Origin of the sequence: Varunaivibrio sulfuroxidans, from assembly GCF_029318635.1 — a bacterium.
In the GTDB taxonomy this organism is placed as follows: Bacteria; Pseudomonadota; Alphaproteobacteria; order Rhodospirillales; family Magnetovibrionaceae; genus Varunaivibrio; species Varunaivibrio sulfuroxidans.
Genome location: NZ_CP119676.1, coordinates 1158654 through 1172242 on the forward strand (window position 1 = coordinate 1158654; position 13589 = coordinate 1172242).

The 13589-nt window shown below is 59.8% G+C and carries 13 protein-coding genes and 1 pseudogene; 9 read left to right on the forward strand and 5 right to left on the reverse strand.

Going from position 1 to position 13589, the window contains the following annotated elements; genetic code table 11:
* Positions 1–414: 414 nt before the first annotated feature.
* The gene (locus P3M64_RS05485) at positions 415–795 is read right to left on the reverse strand and encodes a DUF1192 domain-containing protein (protein ID WP_243644753.1); all 381 of its coding nucleotides are present in this window, start codon (positions 793–795) and stop codon (positions 415–417) included.
* A gap of 128 nt (positions 796–923) precedes the next feature.
* Between P3M64_RS05485 and P3M64_RS05490 the strand changes: the two are divergent.
* The 4 genes and pseudogenes from P3M64_RS05490 to P3M64_RS05505 all read left to right on the forward strand — a co-directional run.
* Positions 924–1235 (forward strand): annotated as a pseudogene (locus P3M64_RS05490) (EamA family transporter); the annotation flags it as partial.
* A gap of 473 nt (positions 1236–1708) precedes the next feature.
* On the forward strand, positions 1709–1948 hold the full coding sequence (locus P3M64_RS05495; RefSeq protein WP_322111249.1) for an EamA family transporter: 240 nt from the start codon (positions 1709–1711) through the stop codon (positions 1946–1948).
* Between the two features lie 151 nt (positions 1949–2099).
* Positions 2100–3089, forward strand: a complete 990-nt coding sequence (locus P3M64_RS05500) for an NAD(P)H-quinone oxidoreductase (RefSeq protein ID WP_165886294.1) — start codon at positions 2100–2102, stop codon at positions 3087–3089.
* Positions 3090–3237: 148 nt separating this feature from the next.
* A complete protein-coding gene (locus P3M64_RS05505; RefSeq protein WP_132938841.1) occupies positions 3238–3831 on the forward strand; it encodes a DUF1013 domain-containing protein in 594 nt (197 codons plus the stop codon).
* Positions 3832–3956: 125 nt separating this feature from the next.
* Here P3M64_RS05505 and P3M64_RS05510 read toward each other — a convergent pair whose 3' ends face one another.
* Entirely contained in the window at positions 3957–4733 is a 777-nt protein-coding gene (locus tag P3M64_RS05510; RefSeq protein WP_132938840.1) for an SDR family NAD(P)-dependent oxidoreductase, read from the reverse strand.
* A gap of 42 nt (positions 4734–4775) precedes the next feature.
* Complete coding sequence (locus tag P3M64_RS05515) at positions 4776–6680, reverse strand: propionyl-CoA synthetase (RefSeq protein ID WP_132938839.1); 1905 nt, start codon at positions 6678–6680, stop codon at positions 4776–4778.
* A 149-nt stretch (positions 6681–6829) separates the two neighbouring features.
* Here P3M64_RS05515 and P3M64_RS05520 point away from each other — a divergent pair, with 149 nt between their 5' ends.
* The gene (locus tag P3M64_RS05520) at positions 6830–8485 is read left to right on the forward strand and encodes an acyl-CoA synthetase (protein ID WP_132938838.1); all 1656 of its coding nucleotides are present in this window, start codon (positions 6830–6832) and stop codon (positions 8483–8485) included.
* A 138-nt stretch (positions 8486–8623) separates the two neighbouring features.
* Here the strand turns inward: P3M64_RS05520 and P3M64_RS05525 are convergent, their stop codons facing one another.
* Positions 8624–8785 carry a YdcH family protein gene (locus P3M64_RS05525; protein WP_132938837.1) on the reverse strand — a complete coding sequence of 54 codons (162 nt, stop codon included), beginning with the start codon at positions 8783–8785 and terminating at the stop codon, positions 8624–8626.
* A gap of 312 nt (positions 8786–9097) precedes the next feature.
* Here P3M64_RS05525 and P3M64_RS05530 point away from each other — a divergent pair, with 312 nt between their 5' ends.
* On the forward strand, positions 9098–9304 hold the full coding sequence (locus tag P3M64_RS05530) for a YdcH family protein (protein ID WP_456119834.1): 207 nt from the start codon (positions 9098–9100) through the stop codon (positions 9302–9304).
* Positions 9305–9318: 14 nt separating this feature from the next.
* Here the strand turns inward: P3M64_RS05530 and P3M64_RS05535 are convergent, their stop codons facing one another.
* Positions 9319–10086 (reverse strand): GGDEF domain-containing protein, encoded by a 768-nt coding sequence (locus P3M64_RS05535; protein WP_132938835.1) that lies wholly within the window; start codon positions 10084–10086, stop codon positions 9319–9321.
* Between the two features lie 224 nt (positions 10087–10310).
* Between P3M64_RS05535 and purE the strand changes: the two genes are divergently transcribed.
* The 3 genes from purE to P3M64_RS05550 all read left to right on the forward strand — a co-directional run bounded on the left by purE (position 10311) and on the right by P3M64_RS05550 (position 13571).
* A complete protein-coding gene (gene purE, locus P3M64_RS05540) occupies positions 10311–10823 on the forward strand; it encodes a 5-(carboxyamino)imidazole ribonucleotide mutase (protein ID WP_132938834.1) in 513 nt (170 codons plus the stop codon).
* A gap of 3 nt (positions 10824–10826) precedes the next feature.
* Positions 10827–11918 carry a 5-(carboxyamino)imidazole ribonucleotide synthase gene (locus tag P3M64_RS05545; protein ID WP_132938833.1) on the forward strand — a complete coding sequence of 364 codons (1092 nt, stop codon included), beginning with the start codon at positions 10827–10829 and terminating at the stop codon, positions 11916–11918.
* Between the two features lie 492 nt (positions 11919–12410).
* Positions 12411–13571, forward strand: coding sequence for a Rid family hydrolase (locus tag P3M64_RS05550; protein WP_132938832.1), 1161 nt, complete (start codon positions 12411–12413; stop codon positions 13569–13571).
* The last annotated feature ends 18 nt before the right edge of the window (positions 13572–13589 follow it).

The following is a 13589-nucleotide window of genomic DNA, read 5'->3' on the forward strand; positions in this document are numbered from 1 at the left end:
CACTCCTGGGGGCTTGCTTCAGGGGATACTTCAAGGTCGGCGTCTTACGACAAGATTAAGGCATCCGAACGGGCGGAAAAAACCATCTCCAAACCAAAGAAGAAGGGCCGCCAACGGCGACCCTGTCTTTACCCCTCGAGCCTGTTAAACTCGCATACTCTTATTGTTTATAGTTGCGACTGTAACCAAATATAACTGCGTCGGTCAAGGACCATTTGAAACAATTTGAAACAAAGCGAAAAAGGCGCCACCCGAATAGAGGGTGGCGCGAGTTTAACAGGGAGGCGTCGAGCGTATCGAATACACCCCGTCCGACGCCGCCTCAGGGTATGTGTCGCGGGTTAATCATTACTTAACTGTGCGGGCATTTGCAATAAAATAATATATTATAAGTTGCATTCAAGGTGGTCGGCGTCAGTTTTTGAAAAAGGCTTCCGCGCCACTACGGGCCTGGACCTTGTCGTCGATAACCTTGGTTACACGTTCAATTTCTTCTTTGAGTTCAAGCAAATAACCCTGAAGGGCTTCGATCGACATCTCATCCAAGTTTTTTTGTGGTGGGCGCCCTCGTCGGGAAGTTTGTTCTTCTTCATCCATCATCGCGTCCCTCTTATCTCCCTTAGCTGGGTTTTCGCATAAACGCGACAGCGCCGCCCCATCGCGCGCGTCGCCATTCATCCGTACATTATGAACCGCAGGAAGACGGAGGGCATCAAGCGCCTTTTTCTTTTGCGCCCAAAATTTATTGAATTTAGACGCAAGAAACGGGATGCCCCACCGCGCAAGGCCGTGCAAAACAGATTCCGCATCGCGCCACGCACGGATACAGACACGGATACAGATAAGGATACTCGATGTCTTCGCACGCCCGGATCAACGCGTCAATGTCGGCTCTCGAATGGGGCATGCTTGTCGCCCTTTCCATGCTTTGGGGGGGCGCGTTTTTTTTAAATGGGATTATCGTTCGCGAGCTTCCGCCGCTAACCATCGTCTTCGGCCGGATGGCGTTGGCCGCCTTGGCGCTTTGGGGCGTCGTGCGGCTCCGGGGTTTGAAGATGCCCCGAAACCGCCGGGTGTGGTCGGCTTTTTTCATCATGGGGTTTTTGAACAACGTCCTACCATTCACCTTGATCGTTTGGAGTTTGGGACACATTTCCTCTGGCGTGGCGGCGATTTTAAACGCGGCGACGCCCTTTTTCACGGTTCTTGTCGGCCATCGGCTAACCCACGACGAAAAGATAACGCCATCCCGTCTGATAGGCGTCGCCGCCGGACTCCTCGGTGTCGCGGCGATGATCGGGGAGACGGCCCGAAACGCGCTCGGCGTTGACGTCGTGGCCCAAATCGCGGTCCTCGGCGCGGCGCTGTCCTATGCCTTTGCCGGTGTTTACGGGCGACGCTTTCGCGCCCTGGGGATCGCGCCGATCGCCACGGCGACGGGTCAGGTGACGGCGTCGAGCCTGATGCTGTTCCCGTTGATGGGATTGATCGACCGTCCCTGGACGTTACCACCGCCTAGTGGATCGACTCCGACGTTTCGCTCCCGCGAACCATCGGGCCGACCACTATCTATCTTTTTGTTGCAGTTTGATTTCTTCACACATTTGTGTCCAATAGCATCAGACTCAAATGTTAAACTCAAACCACTAGTCCGGGGGGCGCGGCGGCCCTGTTTGGGATCGCCATTTTCTCGACTGCGCTCGCCTATATCTTATATTTTCGCATTCTCGCCACCGCCGGGGCGACAAACCTCCTGTTGGTCACCTTTCTTATTCCGGTCAGCGCAATCGTTCTGGGTGTGCTTTTTCTTAGCGAAAACCTACGCCCCGAACATCTCGTCGGCATGGCGTTGATCGGCATCGGCCTCGCGGCCATTGACGGTCGTCCATGGGGGGCGGTTAAGCGCGCATTGATGCGGAGAAAAATTGCCCGTAAGCGCCCGCGATGACGATCACGGCGTGAACCCACAGGGCGAGAACACGCCACCATCACCGAGCAAATCATTGCCGATCAAGCCCCTGGACTGTACGCTGACGGCCTCCCCGGGGGGCATCCTCGCCACCCATCCTCAATGCATTTCCCCAAGGAGTTCGTTCACGATGAGCAATCTGATGCGGTGCATCGAAATAAAACAACCGGGAGGCCCGCAAATGCTGGTCCCGGCCCAGCGTCCCATCCCCTCCCCCGGCCCCGGCATGGTGCGCATCAAGGTCGCCGCCGCCGGCGTGAATCGTCCGGATATCCTACAGCGCGAGGGGAAATATCCACCCCCGCCGGGAGCCAGTGACATCCCCGGTCTGGAAGTGGCGGGAACGATCGACGCCGTGGGCGAAGGCGTCGCGACGCCAAGCCTCGGCGCACGAGTCACGGCGCTGTTGACGGGCGGCGGCTACGGCGCCTACGCCATCGCGCCCGCTCCCCAGTGCTTGCCCATACCCAAAGGCCTGACCTATATCGAGGCCGCCGCCCTGCCCGAAACTTACTTCACGGTTTGGAACAATATTTTCGAACGCGCCGCGCTCACCGCCGGGGAAACGCTGCTTGTCCACGGCGGCTCCAGCGGGATCGGCACCACCGCCATTCAACTGGCCCACCACTTCGGCGCAAAGGTTATGACCACCGCCGCCACCGAGGAAAAGTGCCAAGTTTGCCGCGAGCTGGGCGCGGACCTCGCCATCACCTATCCGACCCAAGACTTTGTCGAGCACGCCAAAACCTTCAATGACGGCAAGGGCGTCAACGTTATCCTCGACATGGTCGGGGGAGATTACGTTCAACGCAACATCAAGGCGCTCGCCCCCGACGGACGCCTGGTCAATATCGCCTTTCTGCACGGCTCGAAAGTTACCGTCGATCTTATGGCGGTCATGCTCAAGCGCTTGACGCTAACCGGATCGACCCTTCGCGCGCGCGCGATCGACGTCAAAGGGGAAATCGCCGATGCGTTGAGAAAAAACGTCTGGCCGCTTATCGAAGATGGTAAAATAAGACCGGTCATCCATGCCACGTTCGCCCTGGATGACGCCGCCGAAGCCCACCGAATGATGGAACAAGGCCAGCACATAGGAAAGATCGTTCTGACCCTTTGAGGACGCGCGAAAATCCGCGTGTTGTGGGATGTAGAGGGGTTTGACCTTGTGCTTGAAGCAAGGTTATAAAGGGGCTAAGCGTTCACTTTTTAGGGGCTTGAATATACGCGCCCCTGTCATCTGGATAATAAAGTAAAGGACAACATCGATGACACACCCCCTTATGCCCAAGGCTACGGCCGTGTGGCTGGTGGAAAATACCGCGTTGACGTTCGGCCAGATCGCCGCGTTTTGCGCATTGCACGAACTGGAAGTTCAAGCCATCGCCGACGGCGAAGTCGCGGTTGGCATGCAAGGCATGGACCCGATCGCGGCCAACATCCTGACGCAAAAAGAAATCGATCGTTGCGTCGCCGACCCCAACGCCCACCTCGTGATGACCAAGGCGACACTTCCCCAAGCCCGCGCACGGGCGAAAGGCGCCCGTTATACCCCGGTTTCCAAACGCCAAGACCGTCCCGACGGAATAGCTTGGCTGCTCAAGAATTATCCCGAATTGGGCGACAGCCAGATTTCCAAGCTGGTCGGCACCACAAAATCGACGATCGCTTCAATTCGCGACCGGTCGCACTGGAACATCGCCAACATCAAGGCGCAAAATCCCGTCAGCCTCGGCTTATGCGCCCAGGCCGACCTGGAAAAACAGGTCGCCATCGCCCGCGCCCGCGCCGGCACTACTCGCGGTGGCGCCGCGCCGGCGGAACCTCTCGACACAGCGATCTCCGAAACGAGAGAGAAATAACTTCGCGCCCATTGACAGCGTAAAATTTAAGATAAAGTCTAAAAGACCGCCTGACCGAGGACAATCCTCCCGCTCAGGCGGTCTTTTTATTTTTATTCTAAAAGATGGCGTCCTCGACGACACAATCACGCCTCGACGGGGACCGTGTAGTTCAACGCCATGCGCCCACCGTCGGCGTACAGACATTGCCCTGTCATATAGCTGGCGTCGTCACTGGCGAGGAAAACCGCGATGGCGGCGATTTCGTCGGGATCGCCCAGGCGTCCCATCGGGGTGCGCGACATGATGCGGTCTTTCGCTTCGGGGTCCTCCATCACCTTGGCGGCGAGATCGGTCATGATCGTGCCCGGGCCGATGGCGTTGACACGGATATTGGCGCTGGCCAGGGCCAGGGCCATCACCTTTGTCAACTGGTTGACGCCGCCCTTGCACACCACGTACGAAGCGATCGACGGGATCGCCATCACCGCGTTGACCGACGACATATTGACGATCGCCCCGCCGTTCCGGCTGCGCACCATCTCGCGCGCCACCGCCTGGCCCAACAGAAAATAGCCCTTCAGATTGATATCGACGACGCGGTCGAAATCCGCTTCTTCCAGGTCGAGAAAATCGCAGACGTGGACCACCGCCGCATTATTTAGCAATACGTCGATCCGACCGTAGAGATCCACCGTGCGCGTCACCAAACGATCGACCTGATCTTTTTGCGAAACGTCGCATTTGATGAACGCGGCTTCGCCGCCGATCCCCTTGAGGGCATGAGCGGCGCTGTCGCCCTGAGTCTCGTCGATATCGGCGATGACGACTTTCGCCCCTTCCATCACGAAACGCCGGGCGCAGGCGAGGCCGATCCCCTGCGCCCCACCCGACACGATCGCAACCTTATTGTCTAATTTCATAATATCGGCATACCTTCCAGGCCATCGATTTCCACGCTCTGCTCACGCCCGCCCCCCGGCATAGCCGACACCGCGCAGGGCGCTTTCGATGTCGTCCAAAATCGCCGGATCGTCGATCGTCGCCGGCGCTTTATAGGGTACATTATCGGCGATTTTTTGCATCGTCCCACGTAGAATTTTTCCTGAACGCGTCTTCGGCAGGCGGCCCACCACGCAGGCGGTCTTGAACGCCGCCACCGGTCCGATCTTGCCGCGAACATCGGCCACCACGTCGGCGACGATCTCCCGTTCGGCGCGCGCGGCGCCGGCCCTGAGAACCAGAAACCCCAGCGGCAGTTGCCCCTTAAGCTCGTCGGCGACCCCGATCACCGCGCATTCGGCGACATCGGGATGGGCGGCGAGAACCTCCTCCATCGCCCCGGTGGACAGCCGGTGGCCGGCCACGTTGATAATGTCATCGGTACGCGACATGACGAAGACATAGCCGTCCCGATCCACATACCCGGCGTCGCCGGTTTTGTAAAAACCGGGAAAATCGTCGAGATAGGCCTCCTTGTAGCGCGCGTCGGCGCGCCACAAGGTGGGCAGCGCCCCCGGCGGCAGCGGCAGACGGCAGCAGATCGCCCCGATCTCGCCGGTCTTGACCGGATTGCCGTCGTCGTCCAACACCCGGACGTCCCACCCCGGGGCCGCCTTTGTCGGCGATCCGGGCTTCACCGGGTAAGGGTGCAACCCCATGCAATTGGCCGCGATCGCCCAACCCGTTTCGGTTTGCCACCAATGGTCGATCACCGGGACCTTCAGTTTGTCCTCGGCCCACGCCAACGTCGCGGGGTCGGTACGCTCACCGGCGAGAAACAGCATTTTAAAGGCTCCAAGATCGTATTTCTCGATCAAGGCGCCGTCGGGGTCCTCGCGTTTGATGGCGCGAAACGCCGTCGGCGCGGTAAACAAGACCTTGACCTTGTGATCGGCGATCACCCGCCAAAACGCCCCGGCGTCCGGCGTGCCGACCGGCTTGCCCTCGTACATCACCGTGGTGCAGCCCTGAAACAGCGGGCCGTAAACGATATAGGAATGACCGACCACCCAGCCGACGTCGGACGCGGTCCAAAAGACGTCGCCGGGATCGAGGTCGTAAACCGCCTTCATCGACCACTTCAGGGCCACCAGATGCCCGCCGTTATCGCGCACGATTCCCTTAGGTCGGCCCGTCGTCCCCGAAGTGTAAAGAATGTACAGAGGATCGGTCGCGGCGACCGCGACGCAGTCGTGGGGCCGGGCGCGGGCGACAACGTCCGCCCAGGCGTGATCGCGCCCCTGATGCAAGTCGGCGCTGACCTCCGGGCGTTGAACGACGACGCAATGATCGGGCTTGTGCGCCGCGATGTCGATCGCGGCGTCGAGCAGCGGCTTGTAGGCGATGGTCCGCCCCGGCTCCAACCCGCACGAGGCGCTGATAACCACTTTCGGTTTGGCGTCGTCAATGCGCGCCGCCAGTTCGTTGGCGGCGAAGCCGCCGAACACCACCGAATGCACCGCACCCAGACGGGCGCAGGCCAGCATCGCCATCACCGCCTCGGGGATCATCGGCATGTAAAGGATCACCCGGTCGCCCTTGACTACCCCCAGATCGGCGAGCGCGCCCGCGACCAAAGCGACCCGATCGCGCAATTGGCGATAGCTAAAGGTCCGCCGGACGCCCCCGGCCATCGGACTGTCGTAGATCAGGGCGGCCTGTTCGGCGCGGCCTTCCTCGACATGGCGGTCCAGGGCGTTAAAGCACGTGTTGACCTCGGCGCCGGAAAACCAGTGGTAAAACGGCGGGTTGGCGTCATCGAGCACGCAGTCCCACTTTTTTACCCAACGCACATCCTCGGCCACCTCCCCCCAAAAACCGGCCGGGTCTTGCAACGATCGTGTATAGGCTTCCTGGTAGCGGTCCATTGGCGACTCCTCCCCTGGCGTATCTTTTTTCGACGCCGTGTTCTTAAATCCATACTGTGGAGAGTTTCGTTCAATTAATCGTTTTTTGCAACGCGGGCGTATACCATCGTACCGGGAAACAATACAGCATGTCAGGGAGGACATCGCCAATGACCAACGATCACGGCGCGTTGCGCGCGCCCACCAACCCATATCAAGACCATCTCGACAAGAACGCGGCCAATTTCACCGCGCTTTCCCCGCTCAGCCTGCTGCGGCGCGCCGCCGACATCTTCCCCACCAAAACGGCGCTGATCCACGGCGGACGACGGTATACCTGGGCCGAAACCCTGGAACGCACGACACGCTTGGCCTCGGCCTTGAACAAGCGCGGCATCGCCAAGAACGACACCGTCGCGGTGATGGGGGCGAACACCCCGGAAATGTACGAGTGCGCGTTCGCCGTCGCGATGGCCGGCGCGGTGCTCAACCCGCTCAACATCCGCCTGGACGGCGCCACCTTGGCGTTTTGCCTGAACCATGGCGAGGCCAAGGTCCTGATCACCGACCGCGAATTCGCCCCCGCCGTCAAGGATGCCCTGGCCGGGCTGGGACGCGAGCTGATCGTGATCGACATCGACGATGGCGAATACGACGGCCCCGGCGAACGTCTCGGCGAGACCGACTACGAATCTTTTTTACGCTCCGGCGATCCCGATTTCGCCTGGGCGCTACCCGCCGACGAATGGGACGCCATCAGCCTCAATTACACATCGGGCACCACCGGCAATCCCAAGGGCGTGGTCTACCATCATCGCGGCGCCTATTTGAACGCCCTGTCCAACATCATCGCCTGGGACATGCCCAGCCGCCCGATCTATCTGTGGACTCTGCCCATGTTTCATTGCAACGGTTGGTGCTTTCCCTGGACCCTCGCTGCGCTAGGAGGAACCAACGTCTGCCTGCGCCGGGTCGGCGCCAAGGCCATGTTCGACGCCTTCGCCGACTTGGGAGTCACCCATTATTGCGGCGCGCCGATCGTCCACAATCTGCTGATCAACGCCAAGGCTGATGAACGGCGGGATTTCTCGCAAACGGTTTACGTCATGACCGCCGCCGCGCCGCCGCCACCGGCGACCCTGGACGCCATGGAGGCGATGGGGTTCGACGTCACGCACGCCTATGGCCTGACCGAGACTTACGGTCCTGCCGTCTACAACGCCTGGCAGGAACCGTGGGACGCTCTAGACCATGACGTCCAAATGCGCCTGCGCGCCCGCCAGGGCGTGCGTTACCCGGTGCTCGAAGACCTTGAGGTCATGGACGGCGACACCATGGTCCCGGTCCCCCGCGACGGGCAAACCATCGGCGAGATCATGTTCAAAGGCAACGTGGTGATGAAAGGATACCTGAAAAATCCCGGCGCCAGCGCCAAGGCGTTCGCGGGGGGCTGGTTTCACTCCGGCGACCTTGCGGTCATGCACCCCGACGGTTACGTCGAAATCAAGGACCGCGCCAAGGACATCATCATTTCCGGAGGCGAAAACATCTCCTCGATCGAGGTTGAGGGCGCGCTCTATAAGCATCCCGCCGTCCTCGCCGCCGCCGTGGTCGCCAAGTCCGATCCAAAATGGGGGGAGACGCCGTGCGCCTTCGTCGAGCTGAAAGACGACGCGCCCGAACCAACGAGCGAGGAGATCATCGCCTTTTGCCGGGACAACCTGGCCCACTTCAAATGCCCCCGCCACGTCGTCTTCGGCCCCTTGCCCAAGACATCGACGGGAAAAATTCAAAAATTCAAATTGCGTGAAAGAGTAGGCGCGTAGCAACCCACTCGCGGAGTGAATGCGCCCCCCGGTGGGGAAGATATCCCCACCGGGGGGCGCGGCGTTTTTTGGCTTTATCTCGGCCTGCGCGCATCTTTGGATGTACGCGCCCACGGCCTGTGCGCCTCCTCGCGGAGATTAGGGATGGAAATTTAATTCATCCTTGATTTTAAGTTTTTCTTTTTTGAGGGCATGGATCTCTGTGATATCGGGATTGGGGCGCGCGGTTTCTTTAATGATCGCGTCTTCCAGGGCTTGGTGCTTCGCCTTCAGTGCGTCGATCCGGCCTTCCATGCTCATCGCATTTCTCCCTAAAAGTTAAATTTCAAGCATCGCCATTTTACAAAATTATGACAGACAAAGAAACCCCTCCACGCCCCCACCTGACGCTTTACTTAACGGCCGCGTACATACCGAAAAGCGTGCCTCTCTCTATCTCCCACGGTGCGGACAATAGATATAAGAACCCACGACGCCATATACAATTGGGTCGATTGTTCTTTGGTCGCAAAATGCTATAACTCTCCTGCGACGCACCCCGTTTTTTTTCAAACGCCACGGGAAGGTGCGGTTTTTGCGTGCATTTCACCCTCCGCACGCCCCCTCATAACGATGGACGCCATGACCGAAAAATCCCTATCCGACGATCTGGAGGAATTGAAGATCGAGCATCGCGATCTGGACGACGTCATCGCCCATCTCATCGATGACCCGGCGTCCGATCGCATTTTATTGCAACGTTTGAAAAAACGGAAACTGGCCCTAAAAGATCAGATCGCAAAAATGCAAAGCCTACTTGTCCCGGACATTATCGCCTAAGGTCAGGACCCTATTCAGGAAAATTCCTCTTTAAACCGGGCGATCAAGTCCGCATCGACGGCATCGATCACGCTATTGATATCGTCTTCGGGGGCAATTTCATAAGCCCCGTAGGACGCGCCTAATCGCACGGGGGTGGTGTTCCAGAAAAATATCCGCGCGGCGATCACCCGGGCTAATTGTTCGCCGCGCGCGCGGGCCTCTTTCGCGCCGAGCGTCGGTAGGATAACGCCAAACCCCGAGGCATCGAGCATCCCGAGCACCTCTCCGTCGCGCAGGACTTCTTTGAGCGCACTCGCGGCCTCGACCATAGCTCGGCTGGCCGCGCCGTGACCGTGCACCAAATGAATTTCGCCAACATTTCGCATTACGATATACACGAACGACGCCGATCCGCCGTTTTGCGCCATATAGGCCAACAATCGCGCCAGTCGCCCCAACAGGGCGCGCCGGTTCAGCACGCCCAGCGTCGCGTCTTCCTCCACCTGGCGTTCCAGGTACGCCTCATGCCCCCTGCTTTGGTATAATTTCTGACGCAACTCATTAATTTCATCGAAAAGCTCTTGTATCGCCGCGCGCACCGGCGCGCTCAAGTCTTTACGGGGAATCCCCAGCAAGGACACTTCGTCGTCAAAATTACGCTCGGCGGGCGGCGCGCCGGAATGGGCGTCATGTCCCGAGGCCCCCAAATGGCGTTTTTCCGGGCGTTCTTCATTTCTTCTACGCCCCCCGGACCCCACCGCGGACGGTGGCGTTTTGGGATCCATCGGATTGACGTCCATGCCTTGCTCCCGACGTTATTTCACTTGCGATGGTCTTTGTCTCGACTTTGACCCGCTCAGCATAGCACAGAACGATAAAAAACACCGATGCGCCCCCCCCCTTGCGCCGACGGGCGCGATCCCTATAATTGCCCGCTTTACCTAGCGTAGAATTTCCCCCGCGCGCACTTTTCGTATTACCGGGCGATCGTCACGCACAAGGACACCCGCACAAGGACCACACGATGACGCAATCAGCAACCGAACGTCCTCCTCTCGTCGCCGTTATCATGGGCAGTCAGTCGGACTGGGAGATCATGCGTCACGCCCCGCAAACCCTTGAAACTCTGGGCATCCCCTATGAAACTCGGATTGTTTCCGCCCACCGTACGCCGGAGCGCCTTTACGATTTCGCCAAAACGGCCCGCGAGCGGGGTTTTCAGGTGGTGATCGCGGGCGCGGGCGGCGCCGCGCACCTGCCCGGCATGACGGCCAGCCTGACGCCCCTTCCGGTATTCGGCGTCCCCATGGAAAGCCGGGCCTTAAAGGGCATGGATAGCCTGCTTTCGATCGTCCAGATGCCCGCCGGAATCCCGGTCGGCGCCCTGGCCATCGGCAAGGCGGGCGCGATCAACGCCGCGCTGCTCGCCGCCGCCGTGATCGCCCTGGGTGATCCCGACGTCGCCCATGCCCTGGACGATTGGCGCGCACGCCAGAGCGCCGCCGTCGCCGCCACGCCGTCGCCGCTCGAGGGCTAAACCATGACCGCGATCATCGCGCCCGGTGCAACGATCGGCATCATCGGGGCCGGACAGTTGGGCCGGATGAGCGCCGTCGCCGCGGCGGAACTGGGCTACCGCACCCACGTTTTCGCCCCCGAGGAAGACGGCCCCGCGTTTCAAGTCGCCGCACGCCATACCCGCGCGGCATACACCGACGAGCGGGCCCTGAAAGCCTTCGCCGAGGCCTGCGACGTAATCACCTTCGAATTTGAAAATATCCCCAAGACCTGCGTCCAGTGGCTCGCCGCGCGCGCGCCGGTGCGCCCCGGCTGGAAAAGCCTAGCCACATCCCAGGACCGGATCGTCGAAAAGACCTTTCTCAACGCCCTGGGCGTCGCCACCGCCCCGTGGCGCGCGATCCACGGCGGCGAAGATCTATGCGCGGCCCTTAAGGACATCCCCGAACGGGCGATTTTGAAGACGGCGCGCTTGGGGTATGACGGCAAAGGGCAAATCCGTGTCGATAAGGACACGGAATGCGCCTCGGCGTGGGCCGCCCTGGAAACCACCAGCGCCGTGCTTGAAGGCTTTGTCGATTTCAAGATGGAACTGTCGGTGATTGTCGCACGCGGACCCGACGGCGCGACGGCCGCCTACGATCCCGTCGAAAATCGCCACGTCGGTGGTATTTTGAACACCACCATCGCCCCCGCCACGATCCCCGCCACGGTCACTACGGAGGCAACCGCGATCGCCGAGAAAATCGCCCAGGCTCTCGATTTGGTCGGACTGCTCGCGGTGGAGTTTTTCCTCACCCCCGACGATCGGCTAAGCGTCAACGAAATCGCGCCGCGCCCGCACAATTCCGGACATTGGACCCAAGACGGCGCGGTTACCTCGCAGTTCGAGCAGTTTATTCGCGCCGTCTGCGGCCTTCCCCTAGGCTCTCCCGCCCGCCACAGCGACACGGTGATGAAAAACCTGATCGGCGGCGAGGCCGACGATTGGCTAAATATTCTCGGCGATCCGGACAACAAACTGCACCTATACGGCAAGCACGAAGCCCGACCGGGGCGCAAGATGGGCCACGTCAACAGGCTGCACCCCAAGGGAAGCTCCCTCGACATATGAGCCGGCTGGATCGGGACACCGAATCAAGACCGCCCATCCCCAAAATTGTCGCCGCCGGAGACGGTGACGAGGCTTGTGAAGGAGGTGCAAACCGATATCCCTCGGGTATCGGACAAATTTTTACACGAATGGGCGCGATACCCGCCCCTCCGCCCAAGCGATAATGCAGACGATCGCCACAACGAATTCATTTGTAAATGCTGGACAAACGTCCCCCATGGATTCAAACTCGGCCCGATCCATTGTCAGCCCGGCCCATCACCGACCCGATCACCAAATCCCCGGACCCAGGGTAGGGTGGCCGAGGCTGTTTGCGGAGTGTTGTGGACACTTTTCGTAAAGTGCCCTCCAGATGATCGGAGACGTACTCCAAAATCACGAAATCTTGGAGATGCGGAGCGTTGGAAATGCGGGTGCGCGCCTTGTGGACCGAGGGCGCCGTCAAGAAGCCGGGGCGTGGTCGGAAAGAATACCCTCGGGAGACGAACCAAAATGTCGGCAACAGACCCGATTGCGCATAGCGCCTTCAGCGACCCAAGAAGCGGAACGGAACATTTCATCGCCGTCTCACCGCCTCCCGGAGGCACTTTCGAAGAGCAAGTTAGCCATCTCGACGAGACCTATAAGGCGGCGGCGAACGCGTTGGGACTTGGTCCCGAGACGGCGATATTTCGGCGGTTGTTCCTCAGCGACATCATGAACCAGGCGCCGTTTTTGAGCGATACCGAACTGGCCTGCGGCCTTCCCGACAACCCCGTCGCGGTATCCATTGTTCAGCAACCGCCCCTGCGAGGGGCGAAAATTTCGATGCTGGCCTACCACATTGAAAGCCCCACGCCGATGACGAAGACGAGGCTATCGGAAAAACACATCGTGATGGCGAAGAACGGGCTGAGGCACCTTTGGAGCACGAGACTATGCACCGGAAGCGACCATGGATCACGTTCGGTCGGCAGCCAGACACACCAGGTCTTCGACGATCTGATCGGCGCGCTTAGAAGGCAGGGCGGCACCCTGAGAGACAACTGCATGCGGACATGGATCTACCTGAAGGACGTGGACGTTTTCTACCAAGGCATGGTCGATGGCCGCAGCGAACTGTTTGTCCGCAACGGCATGAACGGCGATACCCACTATATCGCCAGCACCGGAATCGAAGGCGCGTGCGCCCATCGCCACGATTTGGTGGGAATGGACGCCTATTCGGTTTTTGGTCTCGCCCCAAAGCAGGTGTCCCATCTTAACGATTTCGACCACCTTTGTCCTACGGAGGACTACAATGTCACCTTCGAGCGGGGCACCCGGATCGCCTATGCCGAACGCTCGCAATACTTCATTTCGGGCACCGCAAGTATCGACAGGTATGGCCAAGTCGTTCACCCCGGCGATGTCATGCGTCAACTCGAAAGGGCGCTCGACAACATTGATGCGCTTCTGCTCTCGGGCGGCGCGCGCCTTGAGGATATGAAATATCTGATCGTCTATCTACGCGACCCGAGCGACTACACTCGCGTCAAGACGTATCTCGATACCCATTACCCCAACTTGCCGATGTTCATCGTCAAGGGAGCGATCTGTCGCCCCGAGTGGCTCGTCGAGGCCGAAGGCGTCGCGGTGGCGCGCGGCGCGAGACCCGATTTACCCATGTTCTAGAGCATATTATCAGGAGAT